The organism is Caulobacter sp. FG7 (genome assembly GCF_057808875.1).
In genome coordinates, this window is the sequence record NZ_JBMDIW010000011.1 from 136,735 (window position 1) to 160,761 (window position 24,027).

The 24,027-nt window shown below is 68.9% G+C and carries 22 protein-coding genes; 14 read left to right on the forward strand and 8 right to left on the reverse strand.

The window, feature by feature from the left end; all coding sequences use genetic code 11:
- Nucleotides 1-90: 90 nt before the first annotated feature.
- Together ACODR1_RS11305 and ACODR1_RS11310 are read left to right on the forward strand one after the other, a co-directional pair.
- A complete protein-coding gene (locus ACODR1_RS11305) occupies nt 91-555 on the forward strand; it encodes a nuclear transport factor 2 family protein (RefSeq protein ID WP_488880528.1) in 465 nt (154 codons plus the stop codon).
- A 39-nt stretch (nt 556-594) separates the two neighbouring features.
- Nucleotides 595-1,224 (forward strand): pyridoxamine 5'-phosphate oxidase family protein, encoded by a 630-nt coding sequence (locus ACODR1_RS11310; RefSeq protein ID WP_488880529.1) that lies wholly within the window; start codon nt 595-597, stop codon nt 1,222-1,224.
- Between the two features lie 19 nt (nt 1,225-1,243).
- Here the strand turns inward: ACODR1_RS11310 and ACODR1_RS11315 are convergent, their stop codons facing one another.
- Nucleotides 1,244-2,116: an alpha/beta fold hydrolase gene (locus tag ACODR1_RS11315; RefSeq protein WP_488880530.1), complete on the reverse strand. Its 873-nt coding sequence runs from the start codon at nt 2,114-2,116 to the stop codon at nt 1,244-1,246.
- A 93-nt stretch (nt 2,117-2,209) separates the two neighbouring features.
- Nucleotides 2,210-2,890 carry an isochorismatase family protein gene (locus ACODR1_RS11320; RefSeq protein WP_488880531.1) on the reverse strand — a complete coding sequence of 227 codons (681 nt, stop codon included), beginning with the start codon at nt 2,888-2,890 and terminating at the stop codon, nt 2,210-2,212.
- Nucleotides 2,891-3,199: 309 nt separating this feature from the next.
- Between ACODR1_RS11320 and ACODR1_RS11325 the strand changes: the two genes are divergently transcribed.
- Together ACODR1_RS11325 and ACODR1_RS11330 are read left to right on the forward strand one after the other, a co-directional pair.
- Nucleotides 3,200-3,958 carry an alpha/beta fold hydrolase gene (locus ACODR1_RS11325; RefSeq protein WP_488880532.1) on the forward strand — a complete coding sequence of 253 codons (759 nt, stop codon included), beginning with the start codon at nt 3,200-3,202 and terminating at the stop codon, nt 3,956-3,958.
- 89 nt (nt 3,959-4,047) lie between these two features.
- Entirely contained in the window at nt 4,048-5,037 is a 990-nt protein-coding gene (locus ACODR1_RS11330; protein ID WP_488880533.1) for an alpha/beta fold hydrolase, read from the forward strand.
- A gap of 33 nt (nt 5,038-5,070) precedes the next feature.
- On the opposite strand, the gene ACODR1_RS11335 is transcribed toward ACODR1_RS11330, so the two are convergent.
- The gene (locus tag ACODR1_RS11335; protein ID WP_488880534.1) at nt 5,071-5,745 is read right to left on the reverse strand and encodes a winged helix-turn-helix domain-containing protein; all 675 of its coding nucleotides are present in this window, start codon (nt 5,743-5,745) and stop codon (nt 5,071-5,073) included.
- 296 nt (nt 5,746-6,041) lie between these two features.
- Here ACODR1_RS11335 and ACODR1_RS11340 point away from each other — a divergent pair, with 296 nt between their 5' ends.
- A complete protein-coding gene (locus ACODR1_RS11340; RefSeq protein WP_488880535.1) occupies nt 6,042-9,290 on the forward strand; it encodes a PAS domain-containing sensor histidine kinase in 3,249 nt (1,082 codons plus the stop codon).
- Nucleotides 9,274-9,918: a response regulator transcription factor gene (locus tag ACODR1_RS11345; RefSeq protein WP_488880536.1), complete on the forward strand. Its 645-nt coding sequence runs from the start codon at nt 9,274-9,276 to the stop codon at nt 9,916-9,918. The genes ACODR1_RS11340 and ACODR1_RS11345 overlap by 17 nt, the downstream gene beginning before the upstream one ends.
- 47 nt (nt 9,919-9,965) lie before the next feature.
- Here the strand turns inward: ACODR1_RS11345 and ACODR1_RS11350 are convergent, their stop codons facing one another.
- From ACODR1_RS11350 to ACODR1_RS11360, 3 genes are all read right to left on the reverse strand, one after another.
- A complete protein-coding gene (locus ACODR1_RS11350) occupies nt 9,966-10,934 on the reverse strand; it encodes a proline iminopeptidase-family hydrolase (RefSeq protein WP_488880537.1) in 969 nt (322 codons plus the stop codon).
- 17 nt (nt 10,935-10,951) lie between these two features.
- The gene (locus ACODR1_RS11355) at nt 10,952-12,802 is read right to left on the reverse strand and encodes an amidohydrolase (protein ID WP_488880538.1); all 1,851 of its coding nucleotides are present in this window, start codon (nt 12,800-12,802) and stop codon (nt 10,952-10,954) included.
- A gap of 74 nt (nt 12,803-12,876) precedes the next feature.
- Nucleotides 12,877-13,143, reverse strand: a complete 267-nt coding sequence (locus ACODR1_RS11360) for a XapX domain-containing protein (protein WP_488880539.1) — start codon at nt 13,141-13,143, stop codon at nt 12,877-12,879.
- A 318-nt stretch (nt 13,144-13,461) separates the two neighbouring features.
- Between ACODR1_RS11360 and ACODR1_RS11365 the strand changes: the two genes are divergently transcribed.
- The 8 genes from ACODR1_RS11365 to ACODR1_RS11400 all read left to right on the forward strand — a co-directional run bounded on the left by ACODR1_RS11365 (nt 13,462) and on the right by ACODR1_RS11400 (nt 21,493).
- Nucleotides 13,462-13,929, forward strand: a complete 468-nt coding sequence (locus tag ACODR1_RS11365; protein ID WP_488880540.1) for a helix-turn-helix domain-containing protein — start codon at nt 13,462-13,464, stop codon at nt 13,927-13,929.
- 541 nt (nt 13,930-14,470) lie between these two features.
- The gene (locus tag ACODR1_RS11370) at nt 14,471-15,088 is read left to right on the forward strand and encodes a 3-oxoacyl-[acyl-carrier-protein] synthase III C-terminal domain-containing protein (protein WP_488880541.1); all 618 of its coding nucleotides are present in this window, start codon (nt 14,471-14,473) and stop codon (nt 15,086-15,088) included.
- Entirely contained in the window at nt 15,088-16,089 is a 1,002-nt protein-coding gene (locus ACODR1_RS11375) for an NAD-dependent epimerase/dehydratase family protein (protein WP_488880542.1), read from the forward strand. The genes ACODR1_RS11370 and ACODR1_RS11375 overlap by 1 nt, the downstream gene beginning before the upstream one ends.
- On the forward strand, nt 16,080-16,937 hold the full coding sequence (locus tag ACODR1_RS11380) for an MBL fold metallo-hydrolase (protein WP_488880543.1): 858 nt from the start codon (nt 16,080-16,082) through the stop codon (nt 16,935-16,937). The genes ACODR1_RS11375 and ACODR1_RS11380 overlap by 10 nt, the downstream gene beginning before the upstream one ends.
- Nucleotides 16,934-18,193, forward strand: coding sequence for a cell division protein FtsA (locus ACODR1_RS11385; protein ID WP_488880544.1), 1,260 nt, complete (start codon nt 16,934-16,936; stop codon nt 18,191-18,193). Before ACODR1_RS11380 ends, ACODR1_RS11385 begins: the two co-directional genes overlap by 4 nt.
- On the forward strand, nt 18,190-19,356 hold the full coding sequence (locus ACODR1_RS11390; RefSeq protein WP_488880545.1) for an ATP-grasp domain-containing protein: 1,167 nt from the start codon (nt 18,190-18,192) through the stop codon (nt 19,354-19,356). Before ACODR1_RS11385 ends, ACODR1_RS11390 begins: the two co-directional genes overlap by 4 nt.
- The gene (locus ACODR1_RS11395; protein ID WP_488880546.1) at nt 19,353-20,480 is read left to right on the forward strand and encodes a hypothetical protein; all 1,128 of its coding nucleotides are present in this window, start codon (nt 19,353-19,355) and stop codon (nt 20,478-20,480) included. The genes ACODR1_RS11390 and ACODR1_RS11395 overlap by 4 nt, the downstream gene beginning before the upstream one ends.
- On the forward strand, nt 20,477-21,493 hold the full coding sequence (locus tag ACODR1_RS11400; RefSeq protein WP_488880547.1) for a Rieske 2Fe-2S domain-containing protein: 1,017 nt from the start codon (nt 20,477-20,479) through the stop codon (nt 21,491-21,493). The genes ACODR1_RS11395 and ACODR1_RS11400 overlap by 4 nt, the downstream gene beginning before the upstream one ends.
- Before the next feature lie 6 nt (nt 21,494-21,499).
- Here the strand turns inward: ACODR1_RS11400 and ACODR1_RS11405 are convergent, their stop codons facing one another.
- Nucleotides 21,500-22,372, reverse strand: a complete 873-nt coding sequence (locus ACODR1_RS11405; RefSeq protein ID WP_488880548.1) for a LysR family transcriptional regulator — start codon at nt 22,370-22,372, stop codon at nt 21,500-21,502.
- Between the two features lie 247 nt (nt 22,373-22,619).
- Nucleotides 22,620-24,023, reverse strand: coding sequence for an amidohydrolase (locus tag ACODR1_RS11410; RefSeq protein WP_488880549.1), 1,404 nt, complete (start codon nt 24,021-24,023; stop codon nt 22,620-22,622).
- Nucleotides 24,024-24,027: the final 4 nt, after the last annotated feature.

Sequence of the window (24,027 nt, forward strand, 5' to 3'; positions counted from 1 at the left end):
CAGCTTCGTTGCGCCTTTTTGCAAGAAGACGGGCGGAGGAACCGCAACGATGGCCGGATCATCCCGTCGAGCCCCTTTTGGAAGAACTCCATGTCCCGACCTCCGCTCCCGCCGTTCTCTCGCGAAAGCGCCATCGAGAAGGTTCGCCTGGCCGAGGACGGCTGGAACAGCCGCGACCCCGCCAAGGTCTCCCTGGCCTATACGACCGACACCCGCTGGCGAAATCGCGCCGAGTTCCTGACCGGCCGTGACCAGGCCCAGGCTTTCCTCGAGAGGAAGTGGGCGAAGGAGCTGGACTACCGCCTGATCAAGGAGCTGTGGGCTTTCGAGGGCGCCCGCATCGCCGTCCGCTACGCCTATGAGTATCGCGACGACAGCGGCAACTGGTTTCGCGCCTATGGCAACGAGAACTGGGAGTTCGACACCGACGGCCTGATGCGCAACCGTCACGCCAGCATCAACGAGCACCCGATCAGCGAGACCGACCGCAAGTTTCGCTGGGCGCTCGGCCGCCGGCCGGACGACCATCCAGGCCTGAGCGACCTGGGCTTCTAGCCCGCGCTCTCCGCCAGCCCCTGCGATGAAGGACCCGTCATGAGCCGATACAGCTTTCTGGACCTCGCCAGCTCGGCGAGCGTGAAATCGGCCCAGGCCGAGATGGGCGTCGACCATCTGTGGACGCCCGGTCAGGTCGACCGGCAGATGGAGGCGTTCACGGAGAACGAGGAAGCCTTCATCGCCGAGCGCGACAGCTTCTACATGGCCAGCGTTTCAGAGACGGGCTGGCCCTACGTGCAGCACCGGGGCGGACCGCCCGGCTTCCTGAAGGTCATCGACGAGACCACGCTGGCGTTCGCCGATTTCCGCGGCAATCGCCAATACATCAGCGTCGGCAACCTCGACGCCAATGACCGCGTGGCGCTGATCCTGGTCGACTATCCCCGGCGCGCCAGGCTGAAGATCCTGGCCCATGCCGAGCGCCTGGCGCTGGACGCCGAACCTGGTCTGCTGGAGCGCGTCTCCGATCCCGGCTACCGGGCCAGGCCCGAGCGGATCTTCCGCCTGAAACTGTCGGCGTTCGACTGGAACTGCCCCCAGCACATCGTTCCACGCTTCACCGAAGCCGAGGTCTCGCGGGCGGTCCAGCCGCTTCGCGACAAGCTCGAGACGCTCGAAGCCGAGAACCGCGCCCTTCGCGAGCGCCTGGATCAGGCGCGGGGCTAAGGCGCGGCCAAGGTCGCGTTCAGGTCGGAAGCCGCTCAATGAAGTCGAGGATGTAATCGGCGATCACGCCCGCATGGGTCTCGAGGGCGAAATGACCCGCGTCGAGGAAATGCACCTCGGCCTCAGGCAGATCGCGCCTGAAGGCTTCGGCCCCGGCCGGCAGGAAGAAGGGATCGTGGGCGCCCCAGACGGCCAGGAGCGGCGGCTGGCGTTCTCGGAAGTATTGGTGAATGCGCGGATAGAGCGCGACGTTGTCGGCGTAGTCGGCGATCAGCCCCAGCTGGATGTCCGCATTGCCCGGTCGCGACATCAGGGCGTAGTCCAGCCAGTAGCCCTCCGGCGCCACCAGGGCCTCGTCGGGCGCGCCGTGGGTGTATTGCCAGCGTGTCGTCTCCAGGGTGAACATCGCCCGCATGGCCTCGCGATTGGCCGGCGACGGATCGGCCCAATAGGCCTTGGTCTGCGCCCAGCCGTCGCTGAGCCCCTCTTCGTAGGCGTTGCCGTTCTGGGAGATGATCGCCGTAATGGCGCCCGGCCGGGCCAGCGCCAGGCGAAGCCCCACCGGAGCGCCGTAGTCGAAGACGTAGATGGCGTAGCGGGTGATCCCGATCGCGTCGGTGAAGGCCTCCACGGCCTTGGCCAGGCTGGCGAAGCTGTAGTCGAAGCCTTCCGGCGCGGTCGTGAAGCCAAAGCCGGGAAGGTCCGGGGCGACCACGTGATGGCGATCCGCCAGGCGCGGGATCAGTTGGCGAAACTGGTGGGACGAGGTCGGAAAGCCGTGAAGCAGCAGGATCGTCGGATGCTCCCGGCTTCCGGCCTCGCGATAGAAGATCGAGACGTCGCCGACTTCGGCGCGCCGCAAGGCGATCTCGGGCTGAACAGGTCTTGGCATCGAGGACCCTTCGCTATGAACGGGCGTGACGGAGAGCGAGCGGCTTCCTGGCGGCGGACTTGAACGCACGCCGCCAGGAACGAACCTTGGACGTCAGGCGCCGGCCCTGGCCACCGCCTGGGCCTTCTGGAAGCTTTCCATCACCGCGGCGTAGTTGGGGGCCGCCAGGCCGTAGAGCTTGGCCAGTTCGGCGGCTTCGGGACGCGCCCAGGTGCGATGCAGCTCGCTCAGCAGTGCGTTGGTCGAGGTCGGCTTGACCCCGCCCTGGACGAACCGCGCCAGGCTGGTGCGCGAGGCCATCTCGCTGGGGTCGCCCGAGGCGTCGACGACGGCGTAAACCTCGTAGCCGGCCGCCACCGCGTCGAGAGCCGGGAACATCACGCAGACGCTGGTCCAGACGCCGGCCATGATGAGGGTCTTGCGGCCCGTGGCCTCGACCTGCGCGACGAAGTCGCCGTTGTCCCAGGCGTTCACCTCGCCCTTGCGCGGCACGTAGACGGCGTGGGGCGCCAGTTCGTGAATCTCGGGCATCAGCGGGCCGTTGGAGCCGGACGGCTCGGACGCGGTCGTGATGACCGGAATGCTCAGCAGGGTCGCAAGGCGAGCGATCATCTCGACGTTTCGCCGAAGGTCCGCCACGGCGATGTCCTTGACGGTCTGGAACAGGCCCGACTGGTGATCCAGCAGCAGGATCGCCGCATCGGCGGGATCAAGAAGAGCCGCGCCGCCGCCCGTGGGCAGGACGCTCGATTTTTGCTTGAGCGACGTGGTCATGGAATTTCCTCGAATGGTCCGCGCAGGGTCGGCATCCTCGAGGACGCCCGCGCAAATCGACCATTCTCGGATCAGCCCGCCCGAGCCAGTAAAACCACGTAAAATCCCGTATAGTCCCACGCGCCTAAAATTTCGAATTCATATTCACAGCTGCCACTTCAGAAAGTTTCGACCACACCACCTCACAAACAAACCCGATCATTCCAGTCTTGACCGACCTTTACCACACCTAACCCCGCGATCGCCTCCAAGGGACTATTCCTATTGACCAACGCCCACCCAGGGCTCGGTCGCCCGATGGAGAACACGATGAAGCGCGCCGTAGTTGGAATGATCGCGGCCATGGCCGCCGCTGCGCCGGCCGGCACGGCCTTCGCCGCCGAAAAGCCGGTGTCCATCGTCCTTGTCCATGGGGCCTTCGTCGACGCCTCGGGCTGGCGGCCGGTCTATGACCTTCTGTCGAAGAAGGGCTACGAGGTCCTGATCGTCCAGAACCCGACCATCACGCTGGACGGAGACGCCACGGCGACCCGGCAGGCCATCGCCCAGGCCAGGCACCCCGTCATCCTGGTGGGCCACTCCTACGGCGGCGCGGTGATTGCCGAAGCCGGCGCCGACCCCAAGGTCAGGAGCCTGGTCTATCTGGCCGCCTTCGCACCCGACGCGGGCGAGTCTGTCCTGGAACTGGCCAGCACGCCGGTCCCCGGCGCGCCGCCCGCGCCGCTCCTGCCGCCCAAGGACGGCTTCATCCAGGTCGATCCGGCCAAGTTCGCCTCGGCCTTCGCCGCCGACGTCGATCCCAAGGTCACCCACTTCATGGCCGCCTCCCAAGTGCCGTGGGGCCTGGGCGCGGTCGGCGCCAAGATCACAGCCCCGGCCTGGAAGGCCAAGCCCAGCTACTACCTGCTGGCGACGCAGGACCTGATGATCCCGCCGGCGGCCCAGCGCGCGATGGCGGTGCGAGCCAAGGCCACGCTCGTCGAAACCCCGAGCAGCCACGCCGTGATGCTCTCCAAGCCGGCCTACGTCGCCGACTTCATCGCGATGGCGGCCGACGCGACCAAGTAGTCGGCCCTCCAGACGATCTCGCCGCGCGCAGTACGCGGGGCGAGGCCCCCTCCTCCCCGAAAACGTACCGAAAAACCAAGGAGACTTCGATGACTCGACTGTTCACGTCCCTGGCGCTCGCCGCCGCCACGCTGTCGGCCGCCACCCTGGCCAGCGCGCCGCACGCCCTGGCCGCCCCGGCGCCGAAGGCGGCCGCCACCCGGCCCGCGCCTCCGGTGATCCACTACAGGACCGCCACCGTCGACGGCGTGAAGGTGTTCTATCGCGAGGCCGGGCCAGCCGACGGTCCGGTGGTGCTGCTCCTGCACGGCTTCCCGACCTCGTCGCACATGTTCCGCGACCTGATCCCGCTGCTGGCCGACAAGTACCGCGTCATCGCGCCGGACTATCCGGGCTATGGCCAGAGCGACGCGCCGGACCACACGAAGTTCGCCTACACCTTCGCCAACCAAGCCGATGTCGTCGACAAGCTGGTCGGCCAGCTGGGCCTCAAGCGCTACACCATGTACGTCATGGATTACGGCGCGCCGATCGGCTACCGCCTTGCGCTCAAGCACCCCGAGCGGGTCAGCGGCCTGATCGTCCAGAACGGGAACGCCTACGACGAAGGCCTGCAGTCGCCGTTCTGGGATCCGATCAAGGTCTACTGGAAGGACCGCTCGCAGAAGAACCGCGACGCCCTGAACGGCCTGGTCACGCTGGACATCACCAAGTTCCAATACACCGACGGCATGGGCGACGTCTCCCGCATCAGCCCCGACAACTGGGTGCACGACCAGGCGCTGCTCGATCGTCCGGGCAACCGCGACGTTCAGCTGGACATGCTCGGCGACTACGGCTCGAACGTGCCGTTCTATCCCGACTTCCAGAAGTTCTTCCGCGACAACCAGCCGCCGACGCTGATCGTCTGGGGCAAGAACGACAAGATCTTCCCCGAGGAAGGCGCCCATCCCTACCTGCGCGACCTGCCCAAGGCCGAGATCCACATCCTCGACTCCGGCCACTTCGCCCTGGAAGATCGCCTCACCGAGATGGCGCCGCTGATCCACGACTTCCTCGACCGCAACCTCAAGAAATAAGCCCGGCTCGATAGCCGGAGATATCCGCGACGCTCAACGCGTCGCGGACATCGTGCGCAGGCGCTGGGCGAACACATCCTCGACCCACGCCTCGTCTCGGGGCGTAAGCTCTATGAACAGGACCCGGCGCGCGGCCCCCTCCACCATCTCCTTGTCGGCATCACCGGGCATCTCGATGACCATCGACCGGAGGGTGCGAACCAGCAGCGCCAGGGCTTCTTCGAAACTCCCGTGCGTCGGGCCGGCGGCGCTGAGCCCGACCTCACCGGCCGGGATAGCTGGCGAGACCGCGCCCGCGGTCAACGCCTCGCCGACCTCGACAGGCGAAATGAAGCGATAGCCACGTCCGTTGACGGTGGCGATGTACCGGGCGGCGTCGACGTCATCGTCCAGCGCCCGGCGCAGGGCGGCGATGTGGACCTTCAGGTTGCCTTCGACGACGGTGGTGCTGGGCCAGGCCTCTGCCAGAAGCTCACGCTTGGTCAGGAGTTCACCAGGGCGCTGGACGAAGGCGGTCAGCAGGTCCAGGGCACGGCAGCCGACGCGTACGACCTCTCCGCCCCTCAGGAGGAGCTGGCGCCCTGGGACGAAGAGGTAGTCTCCGAACGCGAAGGTCGGCGCGGGCGTCATGAGCCGGCTCTCGCCGCGGGCCGACAGGTGGAATTCGAACGGTTCGACACGCCACCCTCCTTTGATCTGGATGACCAAAGGTACCGCTCCCCGCCGTAGGGCTTCAATTCGCCCATGGTCGCGCTGTCGTCGCCACAAGGCATGTCGAACTAGACCTTCGTCGAGCCGCCACCTGGCGCTTCGACGATCCGCGCCGCGTCCAGAGGCCTCGAGGCTCCGTCGCGCGGCAGGCGCCGGCGGCCGGTTTGGCCCGCCCCGCCCCGGGCGCTCCCTAGCCTATCGTCGAACCCGGCTCGACCTTGGTCGAGGTGGAAGCGGCGCTTCGATCACGATAGGCTGCGGCTGCGTCGGAGAGACAAGACAAAGGGCTCCTTGTGGCACCTCCGCACGTCATGCCGCTGACGGCCGAAAGTCGGATTCTGGAACAGCTCGAACACGATCTTGAGCGCCTGGGCCGCCTGCCCGAGGCGTGGATCGGCCTAGACCCCACGTCCATCGCCGAAAGCGTGCTGGAGACCTTGCTCGACATGCTCGGGCTGGACTTCGTGGGCCTGCGCTTCAACGACACCACGCACGTCTTTCTTCGGGTGGCTTCGGACTTTGCGCCGACCTGCGCGCCGGACGACCTTCGCGCCGCGCTGGAAGCCTGGTCGGACCACGGCGCAACCGAGACCCGACTGTCCCTGGGCGGCCAGCCCGTATCGGTGGCCGCGTGCGCGCTTGGCGTCAGCGCCGGCATCGGCGTGATCCTCGCCGGCGCGCGCCGCGAAGGCTTTCCGAACAGTCAGGAGCGCTCGAAACTGAAGATCGCCGCCGCGCAGACCAGCCTGGCCTGCCGCGAGATGCGTGAACTGAGTGATCGCCAGCCGCCTGAGGACCAGCGCGCCGATCCACCATCCGCCCAAGCGCTGGCGGAAAGCGAATGGCGCCTGCACCTGACCATCAACACCATCCCGACCATGGCCTGGTCGACGACGCCGGACGGCCTGATCGACTTCTGCAACCAGAACTTCGTCGACTTCGTCGGCTGGACCGCCGAGGAGATCAGCGGCCAGGGCTTCTGGCCGATCTTCCATCCGGACGACACCGCCCATCTGCTGGCCTCCTGGCAGGAGATCATGGCCACCAAGCGCCCGCGCGACGTCGAGGGCCGCATCCGCCGGGCCGATGGCGAGTATCGCTGGTTCGTCCTGCGACAGAACCCGCTGTTCGACGCGGACGGCAACGTCATCAAATGGTATGGCGCGGGCGCCGACATCGAGGATCGCAAGCGCGCCGAAACGGCGCTCGAGGAAGCTCAGGCCGCCCTGCTGGCCAGCGAGCAGAACCTGGATCTGATCGTCAACTCCCTGCCGGTGCTGGTCTGGTCGGCGCGCCCCGACGGCAGCGCCGACTTCATCAACCAGAGCTGGCGCGACTATGCCGGCGAGCCGGCGGACAAGATCCTGGAATGGGGGTTCCTGGATCTCTACCACCCCGACGATGTCCCGGGCATGATGGAGACCTGGACCCGGGACATCACCTACAACGACCAGACCGCGCTCAAGGGGCGTATTCGCGGCGCGGACGGCCTGTACCGCTGGTTCTACTTCGCGGGCCGCAAGATCACCGACGCCAACGGGGCTGTCCGCTGGTTCGGATGCAATGTCGACATCGAGGATCTGCAGCGCGCCGAGAACGCGCTGCGGGAAAGCGAAGCCGCGCTCAGGGAAAGCGAGCGGGCGCTGAGCCTCACGATCAGCACCATCCCGGCGATGGTCTGGTCGACAAAGCCCGACGGCATGCTGGATTCGTGGAATCAGCCTTTCCTGGATTTTGCGGGCGTCGCCTTCGAAGAGATCGAGGGCGATGGCTTCTATCGGCTCTTTCACCCCGAAGACGTGGAGCGCCTGCGCTCGACCTGGAACGAGGTCGTCGGTTCAGTACGGCCCCAGGAGACCGAAGGCCGCATGAGGGGCCGTGACGGCGAATACAGATGGTTCGCCCTTCGCCAGAACCCGCTGCTGGACGACGATGGCAACGTTCTCAAATGGTACGGCATCGTCGTCGATATCGAGGACAGGAAGCGAGCAGAGGACGCCTTGCGGACCAGCGAGGCCGCGCTGCGTGATAACGAGCGGCGGCTCGAGCACATCATCAACGCCGTTCCCGGCCTCGTCTGGTCGGCGGCCCCGGACGGTGAGATCACCTTCCTGAGCCAGCAGTACCTCGACTACATAGGTCTCGACGCCGAGCACGCCCTGGCGGGCGCGTGGCGCGACGCCATCCACCCCCAGGACGCCGAGGACCTCTTCGCGGCCTGGGAGAATGCTTTCGCCCAAGGCCGCGCCAACGAGCACGAGGCCCGTCTTCGCCGAGCGGACGGCAGCTACCGCTGGATGCTGTTTCGCGCGAGCCCCTCGTTCGACAGCGCCGGACATCTGGCCGAGTGGTTCGGGGTCAATATCGACATCGAGGACCGCAAGGTCGCGCAGGACACGGTTCGCGCCAGCGAGGCGGCGCTGCGCGACAGCGAGCGTGAACTGCAGCAGATCATCTCCTCGATCCCGGGCCTGACCTGGTCGTCCGACGCCAAAGGCGCCACGCGGTTCTGGAGCCAGCAGTACCTGGACTATGCAGGCGCAAGGCTAGAGGACGTCCTGGGCTTCAAGTTCGCCGACTACATCCACCCCCACGACCGCGACCACATCCTGGAAATGTGGACGGACATCATCGCCGCCGGCACGCCCGGCGAAGCCGAGCTGCGCCTGCGGCGGGCCGACGGCGAGTATCGCTGGTTCCTGATCCGGGCCTGCCCGTTCTTCGACGAGCAGGGCAACCTGACCCGGTGGTTCGGGGTCAATGTCGACATCGAAAACCGCAAGCGCGCCGAAGAGGATCTGCGCCAGAGCCAGAGCGATCTGGCCCACGTCACGCGGATGACCACGATCGGCGAGCTGGCCGTATCGATCGCCCATGAAGTCAATCAGCCGCTGATGGGCGTGGTCACCAATGCCAGCGCCTGCCTGCGCTGGCTGAGCGGCGCCCAGACCGACATCGCCATGGCGCGTCAGGCGGCCGAGCGCATTGTCCGGGACGGCCACCGGGCCGGCGACATCATCACCAGCCTGCGCAGCCTGGCCCGCAAGTCCGCGCCTCGAATGGACCGCGTCAGCCTGGACGATGTCGTTCAGCCGGTCCTCGACCTGCTGCGCGGTGAGTTCAAGCGCCACGACGTGATCGCCAGGGCCGAGCTGGACGACGGCGCGACCGCCATCCTCGGCGACACGACGCAGTTGCAGCAGGTGATCCTCAACCTGATCATGAACGGCGTTGAAGCCATGGCCGGCTCGGCGGCGGGCCCCAGGTTGCTGACCGTGCGCGCCCAGACACGTGAGGGCGAGGCCCTCGTGACCGTGACGGATACGGGCCCCGGCCTCGCCCCCGACGACCCTGACCGCCTGTTCGAGGCGTTCTTCAGCACCAAGCCGGAAGGTATCGGGATGGGCCTTGCCATCTGCCGCTCGATCCTCGAGGCCCATGGGGGCAGGATCTGGGCGGCCAACCATGGCGCCCGCGGCGGCGTCTTCAGCTTCACCCTGCCCTTGGCGGAAGGACACGGCGTTCATGTTTCCCAGCGCTAAGGACAGCGACGCGCTCGTCGTGGTCATCGACGACGACGAGAGCGTCCGCGAGGCGCTGCGGGCGCTCTTCCAGTCGGTGGGCCTGATGACCGAGATCTATGGATCGGTCCAGGCGTTCCTCGACGCCGGCCAACTGGAACGCGCCGGCTGCATCGTGCTCGACATTCGGCTTCCCGGTCGCAGCGGCCTCGAATTCCAGGAAGCCCTGGCCCGAAGCGGGGCGGCCCAGTCGGTCGTGCTGATCAGCGCCCATGTCGACGTCCAGATGGCTGTGCGGGCGATGAAGGCAGGCGCGATCGACGTGCTGACCAAGCCGGTGCGCGAGCAGGATCTGCTGGAGGCGGTGAACCGCGCCCTGGCCAAGGACCAGCAACGCCGAGGTGAAGCCAGGCTCGACCAGGCGCTGGCCGCCCGCCACGCCACCCTCTCCGAGCGCGAACGGCAGGTCTTCGTGCTGGTCGCGGCCGGCCTGCTCAACAAGCAGATCGCCGAGCGGGTCGCCATCACCGAAGCCACGGTCAAACTCCATCGCAGCCAGGTGATGAAGAAGATGGAGGCTGAATCCCTGCCCGAACTCGTGCGCATGGCCGATCGGCTGGCCAAGGTCGAAGCGGGCCCGCAGCTTTGAACGCCAGGTCGACGAGGGAACTCTCCCCCTCGCCGACCTCGACGCTTCTAGGCTTCGTTCAGGAAACCGCGCAGCAGGGCGTTATACTGAGCCGGCTTCTCGTTCATCGTCAGGTGCGAGCAGCCGGTCATCACGGCCAGGCGCGCCTTGCCGGCGATGCCGTCGCGAAGGGTCTCGTGACAGTCGAGGGTGACCTCGTCGAACTCGCCGGTGGTGATCAGGGTCTTCTGGGTGATCGCCTTGAGGTCCTTGCGGCGATCCCAGTCCTTCATCTTGCCGACGATGGTGAACTCGTTGGGGCCGTTGAGCACGCGGTAGGCCGGCGACCTTGAAAGCGCCTCCAGGGTCGCCAGGACCTCGGGACTTGGCGGAACACGCAGCACGAAGGTGTCGTAGAACTTCTGGACGAGCTCGGCGTACTCGGGCGTGCCCGTCCTGCCGGCCTTTTCCAGGGCGTGGATCTTGCCGCCCCAGTCGTCGGGCATGGTGGCGAACAGGCGCTCGAAGCCGGCCACGACCTGCGGAATGCTGGCCATGGCGCCGCTCAGGATCAGACGGTCGACGCCCCTGCCCCGCCCTTGGCAAAGATATTCCACGGCCAGCAGCGCGCCCCACGAGTGCCCCAGCAACACCACCTGATCCAGGCCTAGGGCGGCGCGGACCGCGTCCACCTCGTCGACCGAGCGCTGGATCGAATACGCACTGTCCTCGTCCGGCGCGTCCGACCGTCCGCATCCGAGCTGATCGTAGAAGATGACCGGACGCTCGTCGGCCAGCGCCTGAAGGGGAAGCAGATAGCTGTGCGATGAACCGGGTCCGCCATGCAGGGTCAGCAGCGGCGTCTTGTTCCCGCCCCCGAACTTTCGCCAATAGACCTTGCCGCCCGGGACGTTCGCAAAGCCCTCGGCCTGGGGAATCTCCGCCAGCGCGCGGCTCGCCGTGGCGGCAAGGCCCGCGCCCAGGACCCCCGCCGAGGCCTTCAAGGTCTCGCGACGGGTAAAGCCCGTGCTCGTCATGTTCGATGTTCCTTTCATCAGACCGCCCAGCAGCCGCAGCCCATCACGCCCCAGAAGGCGCTTGCGTCGGCGGTCGGGGCCTCGGCGCCCAGGGCGGCGGCGTGGTCGTGACCGTGGACGTTGCAGGCGCTGGCGCAGCCGCAGGCGCTGGCCAGGGCGCGGGCGTGCTGGCGGGAACGGTCCTGGTAGCCGCCGAAGATCCGCACCGGCGACCAGTCGGGCATCGGCGGCGGCAGGGCCGGCGCCAGCTTGCCAAAGCCGCCTTCGCCGTGGACCACCTTCCCCCCCAGCAGGGTGAGCACCGACGACAGGTGCGGGATCTGGTCCTCGGACACGGTCATGTAGTCGTCGCTGAGCACCGCCAGATCCGCCAGCTGGCCGACCGCGATCTGGCCCTTCTTGCCCTCCTCGTTCGAGAACCAGGTGTTGGCGGTGGTCCACAGCCGCAGGGCCTCCTCGCGGTCCAGGCGGTTGGCCGGCGGGTAGAGGCGCGTTCCGCCCACCGTCTTGCCGGTGACCAGCCAGTTCAGCGACACCCAAGGATTGTAGCTGGCCACGCGGGTCGCATCCGTGCCGGCGCCCACCGGGATCCCGGCCCTCAGCATCTTGCCGATCGGAGGCGTCGCCTCGGCGGCCTTGGCCCCATAGCGCTCAATGAAGTCCTCGCCCTGATAGGCCATCCGATGCTGCACGGCGATGCCGCCGCCCAGGGCCGCGATACGGTCGATGTTGCGCTCGCTGATCGTCTCGGCGTGGTCGAAGAACCAGTGCAGACCGTCGAACGGCATGTCGCGGTTGACCTTCTCGTAGACGTCCAGCGCCCGACTGATCGTCTCGTCATAGGTGGCGTGCAGCCGCCAGGGCCATCGGTTCTCGACCAGATGGCGGATCACCGGCTCCAGGTCGGCCTCCATGTTGGCCGGCATCTCGGGCCGGGCGACGCGGAAGTCCTCGAAGTCGGCGGCGCTGTAGACCAGCATCTCGCCCGCGCCGTTGTGGCGATACTTGTCGTCGCCCTGGCCGGGTTTGACCTGCCTGGACCAGCTCTGGAAGTCGGCCAGTTCGGCCTTCGGCTTCTGGGTGAAGAGATTGTAGCTGATCCTCAGGGTCAGCTGGTCGTCGATGTGCAGCTTCTCGATGATCGCGTAGTCGTCGGGATAGTTCTGAAAACCACCGCCCGCGTCGATCACGCTGGTCACGCCCAGGCGGTTCATCTCGCGCATGAAGTGACGGGTGGAGTTCAGCTGATATTCGGGCGGAAGCTTGGGGCCCTTGGCCAGGGTGGCGTAGAGGATCGTCGCGTTCGGCTGGGCCAGCAGCAGCCCTGTGGGATTGCCGGCCGCGTCGCGCTGAATCTCGCCGCCGGGCGGGTTGGGCGTGTCCTTGGTGTAGCCTACCGCACGCAGGGCCGCCGCGTTCAACAATGCGCGGTCGTAGAGGTGCAGAATGAACACCGGCGTCTGCGGCGCGGCGGCGTTCAGTTCGTCCAGGGTCGGCAGGCGCTTCTCGACGAACTGGTGCTCGGTGAAACCGCCGACCACGCGCACCCATTGCGGCGGCGGGGTGTTGGCCGCCTGCCTCTTCAGCATGGCCATGGCGTCAGCCAGGGTCGGCACGCCGTCCCAGCGCAGCTCCATATTGTAGTTCAAGCCGCCACGGATGATGTGCATGTGGCTGTCGATCAGGCCCGGAATGACGCGACGGCCGCCCAGGTCGATCACCTGGGCGTCGGCCTGGGCGGCGGCGCGCACCTCGCCCTCCTCGCCGACGGCGACGAACCGCCCGTCGCGGATCAGCACGGCCGCGGCGGTGGGATTGCCGCGATCTAGGGTCGTGATCTTGGCGTTGACGAGAATGAGGTCGGGCATGGAGCCCCTTTCGGCGAAAGCGGAACTGGAAAGAAGAGCGGCGCCCAGCGACAGGGTCTGCCGACGGCTGAGGTTCATGCCTGAACCGGGGGATCCCCCGCCTCCCCCGGCTTGGCCGCCTGTGGGCCAAGGACGTGGACGGCGCAGTCGGACTTGATGAAGGCCACGACCGAAGCGCCGGCGACCAGCCGCTTGACGATCGGCACGGCCTGTTCGCCGATCAGAATGCCCATCAGGCCGATCAGCGCGATGACCGGCGGCGCGGGCGAGCGCACGCCCAGCAAGGCGTAGATCACGCCCACCAGGAGTCCGGCGCCGAGCGAAAGAAGGTAGGGCTTCACGAGAACGCTCCATCTGGATGGCGGACCGCGGCCAGGCGACGCGCGGCGAGCAGGATGGCGGCGATGCACTAGGCGTCCGCTGATCGGCTCGAACCTTGGCTTTCCTGGGCGTGACGGCTTGAATGAAATGGTCGATGACGCGCGCCGCTGCGCGGCGCCCTGCAAAAACTCGCACATTCCGCGGATGGACCACGCCATGCGCTGGAGCGCGCGACCGGGAAAACCGACGCTTCACTAGCCTTTACTGCGCTTTACTCCTGCAGCTCCCTCCCCAGGCCTAGGGTCATTTGCGAACACCTTAGTCCGTGGAGAAAGCGCGTGGCGCAGATTGAAATCAACGCAGGCCAAGGCGCAGACCCTGTCCGCCAAGCGCCCGTCCGCGCCGAACACCCTTTGGTCCCGGTTGAGGCCTCCCGATGGGAAGGGCTTCTGCCCTGGCAGGCTCGACGGGTGCGCGACTACGTCGATGACGGGCTGGGGGGCCGGCTGTCGATCAAGACCGCCGCCGCACGCGCCAAGCTCAGCCCGAGCTATTTCTCTCGTCGGTTTCGCCAATCCTTCGGCGTGACCTTCTCGCGGTTCGTGGCCCACCGCCGGATCGAACACGCCCAATCGATGATGGTCCGGAGCACTACGAGTCTTTGCCAGATAGCCTTGGCCTGCGGCTTCACCGACCAAGCCCATTTTACCCGCACGTTCGGCGGGCTGACGGGCGCGACGCCTTCGCAATGGCGGCGGGCGGCAGTGCTCCAGACCAGACGATCCGAGGCGATGGGCTCGTGCTGACAAGGCCGGCCGGGAACGAGATCGGCATGACCGCTGGATTGCCGCCGCGTCGGGGCGCCGGCTGACGGACGCCCAAGCCGACGACGCTCTCGCCCATTGTGGAGCCTCCAAGGCACGACTATGCGTTGCGGCCTAGTGCGAGAGGCAGGAACCATGGATGGCGTCACGCCCCTTCGTATAGTGGGCCTGGGCGTCTATGCGCCGCGAGAGCTGACGCCTTCCGACATGCTGGACGCCCGCTACGGCCGGGAGATCGGCTGGACGCAGAGCCAGTTCGGCATTGCGTCACGCCGCTATGCCGCGCCCGACGAGACCGCCTCGATGATGGGGGCGGCCGCTGCGCGTGAGGCCCTGGCGGCGGCCGGATGGGGCCACGGCGATTTCGACGTGCTGATCGGCGCCGGCGGCGTCATGGAGCAACCGATCCCCGGAACCTCGCTTCTCATTCAGCAGGCCTTGGGACTGGGGCGGTCGGGAATCCCGGCCTTCGACGTCAATCAGACCTGCCTGTCCCTTCCTGACGGCTCTGGACGTGGCCGCCATGGGCTTTGCGACCGGTCGCTGGCGGCGGGCCCTGGTGGTGTCCAGCGACATCGCCTCGGCCGGGCTGGATTGGCGCGACCCGGCCGCCAGCGCGATCTTCGGCGATGGTGCGGCGGCGGCCTGCCTCGAGGCGGGCGAGACCGCCGAAGGATCGGCCCAGTTGGCCTGGGGCCTGGAGAGTTATGGCGAAGGTCGGAACCTGGCCATGTTGCGCGCCGGCGGTTCACGCGTACGCCTCGCCGACGGGCTGGAGGCCTTCCATGACGCGGCCACCTTCCAGATGGACGCTTTCGGCGTCTTCAAGGCGGCCGCCCGACACTTGCCGCCGCTGATCGACCGGGTGCTGGCCAAGGCCGGACTCGACCGCGCCGGCGTCGACCTCGTCGTTCCCCACCAGGCCAGCCGACCGGGCCTGGAGCACCTGCGGCGGCTCATGGGCGGCGATCCCGGGCGGGTGGTCGACATCTTCGCCGACCACGGCAACCAGATCGCGGCCTCCCTGCCAACGGCCCTGCACCAGGCCTGGACCGATGGACGCCTGACGCCTGGCGCGACGGTGCTGCTGCTCGGTTCGGCCGCGGGCGTCAGCGTCGGCGCCATGGTGCTGCGCGTCTGATGCGTCGCGCGCTGGTCACAGGCGCGACGGGCGGGCTTGGCCTGGCCCTGACCGCGGCTCTCCTGGCCGAGGGCTACAAGGTGCGGGCGACCGGGCGCGACCGCGTGGCGGCCGACCGTCTGCGGGCTCTGGGGACCGATATGGTCGAGGCCGACCTGGTCGAGGATCCGGGCCGGGCCGCGGCGCTGTGCGCCGGCGTCGACGTGGTCTTCCACGCTGCAGCGCTGTCCAGTCCCTGGGGCCCCGCGGAGGCCTTCGAGTTGGCCAATGTCGGGATGACGCGCACCCTGCTGGAGGCCGCGCGACACGCCGGCTGCCAGGGCATGGTGTTCGTCTCTTCGCCCTCGATCTATGCCGAGACGCGCGATCGCATCGCGCTGACCGAAGCCGATGCGCCGGCCCCGCGCCCCCTGAACGACTATGCGCGGACCAAGCTGGCCGCCGAACGCCTGGTGTTGGCCGCCAACACGCCAGACTTCTTCACCGTGGCCCTGCGCCCCCGCGCCCTGGTGGGAGCGGACGACAAGGTCCTGCTGCCGCGCCTGCTGGCCCTCGTCTCGCGCGGCTGGGCGCCATTGCCGCGCGACGGGCGGGCGCTGGTGGAGTTGACCGACGTCCGCGACGCCGCCCGCGCGCTGATCCTGGCCGACCGCAGGGGAGCCGCCGTCGGCGGCAGGGCGTTCAACGTCTCCGGCGGCGCGCCGGTCAGCGTCCGCGACTTCGCCCTGTCGCTGGCGGCCGCGACAGGGCGGTCCCTGCGGCTTGCGCCGGCGCCTTGGCCGCTGCTCCACGCCGGCGCCGCCCTGGCCGAGATCGTCGCCCGCCTGACCCCGGGACGTCCCGAACCGCGCCTGACGGTCTACGGCGCGGCCACCCTGGCCTTCTCCCAGACCTTCGACCTGACCGCGGCCCGCCGGGACCTGGGCTATGCGCCGCTTCACGACGCTCGCGCGACGGCGCTTGATCTTGCACGACGCCAGGCGGAAGGGTCATGGCCATGATCGCCACGCGCTGTGAGATTCATCTGCTGCAGGCCGGTTCCTGCCTGCACCCCGAGGCGGCGGCCCTGCGCGGCGGCAGCCTCTGTCCGGTCGACTTCCCGGCGCTGAGCGCACTGATCCTGCACCCGACCGAAGGCCCGCTGCTGTGGGACACCGGCTATGATCCGGCCTTCATGCGCGCCACGCGCCGCTGGCCAGAGCGTCTCTATGCCCTGGCCACGCCGGTGAAGCTGGCCGAGGGCGAGGCCGTCGCCCGCCAGATCGACCGCTTTGGCCTGAAGCCGGACGACATCCGCGGCGTCATCATCTCGCACTTCCACGGCGACCACATCGCCGGCCTGCCCGCCTTTCCGCGCGCGAAGATCTATTGCAGCCGCGCCGGACTGGACCAGATCCATCGCGTCAAGCGGTTCTCCGGCGTTCGCCAGGGCCTGCTGCCGGGCCTTGTGCCGCCGGACGCCGAAGCGCGCGCCGTGTTCTTCGAGGAGCGGCCGAGAACCGCCCTGCCCTCCGCCCTCGCTCCGTTCGAAACCGGCGTCGACCTCCTGGGCGACGGCAGCCTGCTGGCCGTCGAACTGCCGGGGCACTGCGTCGGCCATTGGGGGCTGGCCGCGCGCGGCCGCGACGACCGCCTGCATCTTTTCGTCGGCGACGCGGCCTGGTCGCTGCGGGCGATCCGCGAAAACCGTCCGCCGCCTGCGCTGACGACCGCGCTTCTGGGCCGCACCGACCGCTACCGGCGCACCTTGGCCGACCTGCACCTGCTGCATGCCCGGGCCGGTGAAGAGGTGGCGCTGGCGCCGTCGCATTGTCGGGAAGCGGCTGCCGCCGCGGCCGTGGTCGCTTGAGCCTGCTGCGCGCGGGCCGGATCGCCGCGGCCTATGTCGCCGGTCGCCGCAACGACGCCAGGCTGCGCGACCGCGTGGCTCTTCAAGCGCACCAGCAACGCCTCTGGCGCGCGCTCGCGCCGGCCCTGGCCCGCACGCCAGCCCTGTCGGCGCTCGCCGGCCGGCCGCTGGAGGCGTTTCCGGTGCGCGAGCCAGCCGATCTGCGCATCGACCTTGGCGCCTGGAACAGCCTGGGCCTCGGCGCCGCGGAGATCCACGCCGCAGCCCAGGCCGCCGAGGACGGCCGCCCAGTCGCCCTGCCCGACGGCGTTCAGGCCGGCTTCTCGACCGGGAGCGAAGGCCTGCGCGGCGTCTTCCTGACCACCCCCGCCGAACGCGATCACTATATCGGGACGCTGCTGGCGCGGCTGATCGCCCCGGCCGGCCTGCTGCGTCCCATCCGCGCCGCCCTGATCCTGCGCGCCAACAACAAGCTCTATGAAGACATCCAGGCCGCCGGAGCGGCCTTCGCCTTCATCGGCCTGGACGAGCAGCCGCAAGCCCAGCTGAGGGCGCTCGAAGCCTTCGCGCCGACCCATCTGGTGGCGCCGCCCCACGTCCTGGCGGCCCTGGCCGAGCAGATCGAGGCCGGCGGCCGGCGGCCGCGACTGGAAGGTCTGTTCTATGGCGCCGAACCGATGGCCCAGGCCGAGAGCCTGCGCCTGGCCGAGGTCTTCGGCCTGAAGCCCACACCGCTCTACCAGGCCACGGAAGGCTTCCTGGGCGCGCCCTGCCGCCTGGGGACCCTGCACCTCAACGAAGAGGGGCTGATCGTCGAGCGCGATCCGATCCCCGGCTCGCAGCGGTTCGCCCCGATCATCACCGACCTGCGCCGCAAGGGCCAGCCGATGGTCAGGGTGCGGCTGGATGACCTGATCGAGCCCGCCCCTCCTTGCGCATGCGGTTCGCCGCGCCTGGCGATCCTGCCGGTCGAGGGCCGTGTCGGCGACGTCTGGCGGCGCGGCGCGACCCTGATCTTTCCGCGCGAGGTCGAAACGGCGGTAGACGCCGTCGCCCCGCCGTTCAACCGCTGGCGCGCCGAGGCCTCGTCGGCCGGCGTTCGCGCCTTCGTCGCCGACAGTCGGCATCGAGAGGTCGTCGGCGCCGCGCTGCAGGCCCTGCTGGCGGCGCGCGGCGTCGACTGGCCGGTCAAGGTCGAGGCGGTCGATACGGTGGACACCTGGCCCAAGCGGCGACGCGTCCGGTGGCTGGCATGAACGGCGGCTCCGTCGTCCTGATCACCGGCGCGCGCGCACCGGCGGCCCTGGACCTGGCCCGCGCCTTTCGCGCCGCCGGCCACAAGGTGCATATGGCCGACTGCAGCCCATGCCGCACGGCTCTATGGTCGCGGACGCCGGCCACAGTGGGGCGCTACGCCTCGCCCGTCCGCCGGCCCGCCGCCTTCGCGACCGACATCGACCGTTTGCTCGAAACCCTGCGGCCGGCCTTGGTGGTTCCGGCCTGCGAGGAGGTCTTTCACCTGGCCGCCCTGGCCGAGCATCGCCCCGCCCTGGCCCGCGTGCTGTTCGCGCCGCCGATCGCGCGATTGCGGACCCTGCATTCCAAGCGACTGTTCGCCAAGGCCTGCGCCGAGCTGGAACTGCCCGCACCGGAGACCTGGACGCTGAACGATCCGGGCGACCTGGCCAACCTACCACCGGCCGAGACCCTGGTGTTCAAGCCGGAGTATTCCCGCTTCGGCGTCCATGCCCTGATCCGCCCGCCGTCCGCCCGCCTAGCGACCCTGGCGATCTCAGCGCAGCGTCCCTGGGTAGCCCAACGCCACGTCGCCGGGACCGAGATGTCGTTCTACGCGCTCGCCCGGGGCGGACGCCTGACGGCCTTCAGCGCCTACGGCTCCGGATGGCGCGAGCGCGGCGGCGCCAGCTACGCCTTCGTCGCGCCGGATGCGCCCGCCGTGGCCGCTCTGCGCGCGCTGGCCCAAACCCTGGCTTCGCGGCTCGTGGTCGACGGACAGTTCGCCTGCGACGTGATCCTTGACGCCGACCGCCGGCCCTGGCTGCTCGAATGCAATCCGCGAGCGACGAGCGGGGTGCACCTGTTCCAGCGCGACGCGGCCCTCGCCCGCGCTTTCCTCGACAATGCGCCCTGCATCGAGCCCCAGGCGCCGCCCTTCCTCTATCTTGGGCCGGCGTTCGGATTGTTCGGCCTGCCCGCGGCCCTCGGCTCGGGCGGCTTGACCGAGTGGCTGGCCCTGCGCCGCGCGGGACGCGACGTGATCGGCGCGCCCGGGGATCGACTGCCGCTGCTCGGGGCCTTGGTCGACAGCCTGGCATTCGGCCTGGACGCGCTGGTCTCGGGCTGCAGCCTGGCCTCGGCCATGACCGCCGACATCGAATGGAACGGAGCCGCGCCTTGACCGCCGTCCGGGTCGCGGCCGTCGACGATCCCGACCTCGTCTGGGGAGACCCGGCCGTCGGGCGCTATGCGCGCGCGTTGGCCGCGCTGGGCCCGTCCGGGGCGCTACGCAACGCCCGCTTCGAGCTGGCGGCGCTGCAACTTGGCGACCGCGCCGTCATGCTGGTGCTGCCGGAAGGTCCCCAGGGCTGCTGGCTGACCTCGCCGGTCGTCACCTACGGCCGGACGCTCCGCGACGAGATCGACCGTGAGCTGCGAGGCGGCCAGGCCCTGCTCGCGCGGCTGGCCGCCCATGTCGCCGAAGCCGTCCTGCGCGCGACCCGCGCCGACAAGGTGGTCTACGTGAACCACATGCTGTTCTCGACCAGCCTGCATGGCCGCTGGCCTGGCGAGGATCTCGACGACGCCCTGGCCGCCCTGCGCGCGGCCTTCCCAGACCGGGCGATCGTCTGGCGGTCCTTGAACCTGGCCGACCACGCCGCCCTGCTCGACCGGATGCGGGCGGCCGGCGGACGGGCCCTGCTCAGCCGCGTCGTCTGGCGACTGGCCGATCCGGCCCGGCAATGGGCGCCGCGCACCGACGTCAGGGCCGACCTCGAGCTGGCGAGGACCCAAGCCCTGACGGTCGAGACCGCGCAGACCGCCACGCCAGAGGAAATCGATCGCCTGCTCGCGCTCTATGCCGACATCTACCTGGCCAAGTATTCGCGCACCAATCCGGACTACAGCCACGCGGCGCTGGCGGTCGCCGTCGCCGCCGGAGCGCTGCGGCTGGCCCTAGTGCGCGCGCCGTCCGGCGAGATCGTCGCCTTCGCCGGCGATCACGCTTGCGGACACGAGCTTGCGAGCCCGCTCCTGGGTCACGACCGCACGCGTCCGCAAGCGCAGGGCCTCTATCGGATCGCCATGGCCTTGTCGGTGCGGCACGCCTTGGCGCAGGGTCTGGCGGTGAACTACTCGGCCGGCGCCGCTGTCTTCAAACGCAACCGCGGGGCCACCCCGGCGCTGGAGCACCAGATGGTGTTCGACCGCCATCTCCCCCGCTGGCGCCGATCGGGCTACGCCCTGCTGGCCAAGACCCTCGACGCCATGACCCCAACCCTGCAAAGGATGGCCGCCGGATGACGCCCTACCCGGCCCAATTGAACCGGACATGGCTGCCCGTCTGCCTGTCGGCGGACCTGAAATCCAAGCCCCTCGCCCGCCAGGTCGCCGGGCGTCCGATCGTCGTGTTCAGGGGAAAGGACGGCGTGGCGGCGGTCCTGGAAGATCGCTGCCCGCATCGCAACTATCCGCTGTCCGACGGCAAGGTGGTGCAGGGCGCGCTGCGATGCCCCTACCACGGCTGGCGGTTCGACGGGTCTGGGGCCTGCATAGAGGTTCCGGGCGTGGACGGCGAGGCGTCGCTCGATCGGCTGAGCGCCCACCCGATCGAGGCTATCGAACGGCACGGCGCGGTGTTCGTGCGCCTGGAACGCGACGAGGCCGCGCCCGATCTCGTTCTGCCACCGCTGATCGGCGACCCCGACCACGATCATTTCTGGTGGACCCAGCCGCCCTGGCGCGGGAGGGCCCTCGACGCGCTCGAGAACATTCTCGATCCATTCCATACCAACTTCGTCCACGACGGGCTGATCCGGGTCAGCCATCGCCGCCAGCCGGTGCGCCAGACGCTGACCGTGAGCCCCCGCGGCTTCGAGGTCGCCTATGACCAGGACCAGCCCGACACAGGCTGGATGTCCCGGCTGCTCGAAGGCGACCGCCAGCGCAGCGTCGGCCGCTACCTTCCACCGGTCGCCTTCCAGGGGCGCTGGGAGAAGAAAGACCGCCTCACCCTGTGCGCCACGGCGTTCTTCGTACCCGAAACACCCGAACGATTTCGCGCCTTCGGGTGCTGGACCACGCCCAAGGGTCGCGCGCCGGCATGGCTGAAGCGCCAGGCGATCCTGGCCTTCGTGCGCCCGGTCGCCGAACAGGATCGGCGCGCGCTCGACAAACAGCACGCCGCCATCACCGCCTTCGGCCGGCCGATGTTCAAGTCGGGTCCGACCGATCGAGTCGCCTTGCCGCTGCAGCGGCTCTATCAAGGCGAAGCGCTCGAGCCCTCGATCGACGGCCCGCACACGATCTGGCTTTGAAGGACGCTAGGCGCCGATCCTTGGAAGCGATTGCTCGAGCGCCGCGACGAACATGCGGACCTTGGGCGGGATCATGCGGGCGCTGGGATAGACGGCCCAGATCGCGAGCGGCTCCGGTTCGGCGTCCTCAAGGACGACCTGCTCGAAATCGGCGGGATCGACATACCAGCGTGACAGGTTGGCGATGCCGAGCCCTCCCCGGCAAGCCTCGTACACAGCTTCGATCGAACTGGCCGAGAAGCGGCCCGAGACCTTCTGTTTGACCGGTTTTCCGTCACGGATGAACGCCCAGTGCGACGCGCCGCTGGCGACCAGGCACTCGTGCGATGCGAGGTCGGCCAGGGTGCGGGGACGCCCGAACGTTTCCAGATAGGCCGGCGAGGCGCACAGCGCTCTTGGATTGTCGGCGAGCCGCTTGGCCGCGAGCCGATTGTCCCTGAGCGGCGCGATGCGGATCGCCACGTCGACGCCCTGCCCCACGATGTCCACCTGGTCATCGGTCGCCAGAAGATCGACCTGAAGCGCGGGATGGTCACGCATGAAGGACGGCAGCATAGGAGCGACGATCTTGCGGCCAAAGGCCGTCGAGGCGGTGATCCGCAGATGGCCCGTCAAGCCCTTCCCGTCAGGCCGCAGGTCCGCCAGCGCACTGGCGCGTCCCTCCAGCAAGGCCACGGCGTGCGGCAGGAATATCTCGCCGTCGGTGGTTGGCGACAGCGAGCGCGTCGTCCGGTGGATCAGCCGCGCGCCCAGCTCCGTCTCCAGGTTGCTGAGGCTGCGGGACGCGGCCATGGCGCTGAGCCCCAGGCGTCGCGCGGCGCCGGCCAGGCTCCCGACGCGCACGGCTTCCACGAAGATCTCGATCGCGGCAAAGTCCATTATCTCGAATTCCGTTGGGCCGACGTGACGACACCTGCGTCTAGAAGCGACGCCAGATATAGTTCCATATCGCCTTCAACGTCACACCCGCGGCGTTCGCTGGTGACTGAGCCCGCGGCGCAGGCAGCAGGACTCGATGCGAACCAGGGCGCGCAACGCCCATCCGGCCGTCTCAATCTCGTTTCTTGTCGGCGCCCCATCGGCGTCGACCCGCCCCGTCATCCTGACGGAGCGGGTCGATCCGGGATCAGGCGCGAGCGGCCTTGAAGCCTCCCGCCGCCACGACGCCGCGATGCAGCACCACCTGGCGGGGCGTCAGCCTAGCCACCGCCTCGGCCGAACTGGCGGCGTCGACGAACACGCAATCGGCCGCATCGCCAGCCTTGGGCCACTGCTGCTCGCCCGTGGGCGACAGCGGCGTGATCCCCCCGGTGGGGATCTTCAAGGCCTGGCCGATCGCCTGCTCGTCCGACCAGCCGTAGAGCTGGCAGGCCAGCTTGGCCTTCTCCAGAACGTCGCCGCTGCCGAACACCGACCAGTGGTCGATGACGCTGTCGGTGCCGGTGAACACCTTGACCCCCGCCGCCTGCAAGGCCGGGATCGGCATCACCCGGCCGCCGAACGGCACGGTAGAGGCCACCGAAACGCCGGCCGCGGCCATGCGACCGGCAAGCTCGGTCAGGGCCGGCTTTTCCAGCGACATCAGCGAGAAGCCGTGGCTGATCGTCACCAGGTCCTTCAGCGCCGGATTGCGAGCGGTGATGTCGGTGATGCGCGAGATGGCGGCCACGCCGCTCTCGCCCGGCTCGTGGATGTGGATGTCCACGCCGGCCTTCTCGTCCAGCGCCATCTGCATCATCAGGTCGACCGAGCGCTCCATGCCACCGTCGACGGTGGTGGGATCGATGCCGCCGACATAGGCCGCGCCCGCCCGCACCGCCTGGCGCATCTGCTGCTCCAGGCCGATGCTGGCGAAGCCGTGCTGCGGGAAGGCGACGATCTCGTAGCCGAAGTCGGGCTGGTGGCGGTCGAGCGCGGCCTTGAGCTTCTCGACGTGCTTGGTCCCGATCACCGGGTCGACGTTGCACTGGCTGCGGGCGAAGGTCGTGCCATAGCCTTGCAGCAGCGCCACCAGGGCCTCGGCGCGCGGCTCCAGCGTCGGCAACAGTTCGGGCAGCAGCTTCTGCTCCAGCTTGATCTGGCCGGCGATGCCTCCCTTGCGCTTGCGCGGCGCCTGCCAGGGACCGCCGTAGAAGGTCTTGTCGAGATGGATGTGCATGTCGCGGAACGACGGCAGCATCAGAAGGCCGCCAGCGTCGTACACCACCGCGCCGGGCGGGATCGCCGCGCCGGCCGGCAGGACGGCGGCGATGGCCCCCTTTTCGATCTTGACGGTCTTCAGCTCGGTGCGGGTGGCGACAATCTCGTCGCCCTCGCGCTCGTAGCCGGTCTCCAGGCGGACGTTGCGCAGGAAGTACGTCGCGCCCGCCGCCGGTCCCTTGGCCGGCGCGGCGGCGGAAGCCGATTGGGCCGAGGCGGCGAGGCCCAGGGCCCCCGCCGCCAGGCCGCCGGCGCCCAGCAGGGCGCGGCGGGAGAGATCGGCCGTCGGGGCGGCGGAAACGGTGGGGGAGTTGAACATGGGATCGCTCATATCG

Bases quoted from the DNA above. Each gene is read 5' to 3' on its own strand.
- ACODR1_RS11400 (WP_488880547.1), top strand. From the start codon at position 20,477: ATGACGCCCTACCCGGCCCAATTGAACCGGACATGGCTGCCCGTCTGC.
- ACODR1_RS11305 (WP_488880528.1), top strand. From the start codon at position 91: ATGTCCCGACCTCCGCTCCCGCCGTTCTCTCGCGAAAGCGCCATCGAG.
- ACODR1_RS11390 (WP_488880545.1), top strand. From the start codon at position 18,190: ATGAACGGCGGCTCCGTCGTCCTGATCACCGGCGCGCGCGCACCGGCG.
- ACODR1_RS11370 (WP_488880541.1), top strand. From the start codon at position 14,471: ATGGGCTTTGCGACCGGTCGCTGGCGGCGGGCCCTGGTGGTGTCCAGC.
- ACODR1_RS11355 (WP_488880538.1), bottom strand. From the start codon at position 12,802: ATGCCCGACCTCATTCTCGTCAACGCCAAGATCACGACCCTAGATCGC.
- ACODR1_RS11375 (WP_488880542.1), top strand. From the start codon at position 15,088: ATGCGTCGCGCGCTGGTCACAGGCGCGACGGGCGGGCTTGGCCTGGCC.
- ACODR1_RS11315 (WP_488880530.1), bottom strand. From the start codon at position 2,116: ATGCCAAGACCTGTTCAGCCCGAGATCGCCTTGCGGCGCGCCGAAGTC.
- ACODR1_RS11405 (WP_488880548.1), bottom strand. From the start codon at position 22,372: ATGGACTTTGCCGCGATCGAGATCTTCGTGGAAGCCGTGCGCGTCGGG.
- ACODR1_RS11325 (WP_488880532.1), top strand. From the start codon at position 3,200: ATGAAGCGCGCCGTAGTTGGAATGATCGCGGCCATGGCCGCCGCTGCG.
- ACODR1_RS11310 (WP_488880529.1), top strand. From the start codon at position 595: ATGAGCCGATACAGCTTTCTGGACCTCGCCAGCTCGGCGAGCGTGAAA.
- ACODR1_RS11380 (WP_488880543.1), top strand. From the start codon at position 16,080: ATGGCCATGATCGCCACGCGCTGTGAGATTCATCTGCTGCAGGCCGGT.
- ACODR1_RS11345 (WP_488880536.1), top strand. From the start codon at position 9,274: ATGTTTCCCAGCGCTAAGGACAGCGACGCGCTCGTCGTGGTCATCGAC.
- ACODR1_RS11330 (WP_488880533.1), top strand. From the start codon at position 4,048: ATGACTCGACTGTTCACGTCCCTGGCGCTCGCCGCCGCCACGCTGTCG.
- ACODR1_RS11410 (WP_488880549.1), bottom strand. From the start codon at position 24,023: ATGAGCGATCCCATGTTCAACTCCCCCACCGTTTCCGCCGCCCCGACG.
- ACODR1_RS11350 (WP_488880537.1), bottom strand. From the start codon at position 10,934: ATGACGAGCACGGGCTTTACCCGTCGCGAGACCTTGAAGGCCTCGGCG.
- ACODR1_RS11320 (WP_488880531.1), bottom strand. From the start codon at position 2,890: ATGACCACGTCGCTCAAGCAAAAATCGAGCGTCCTGCCCACGGGCGGC.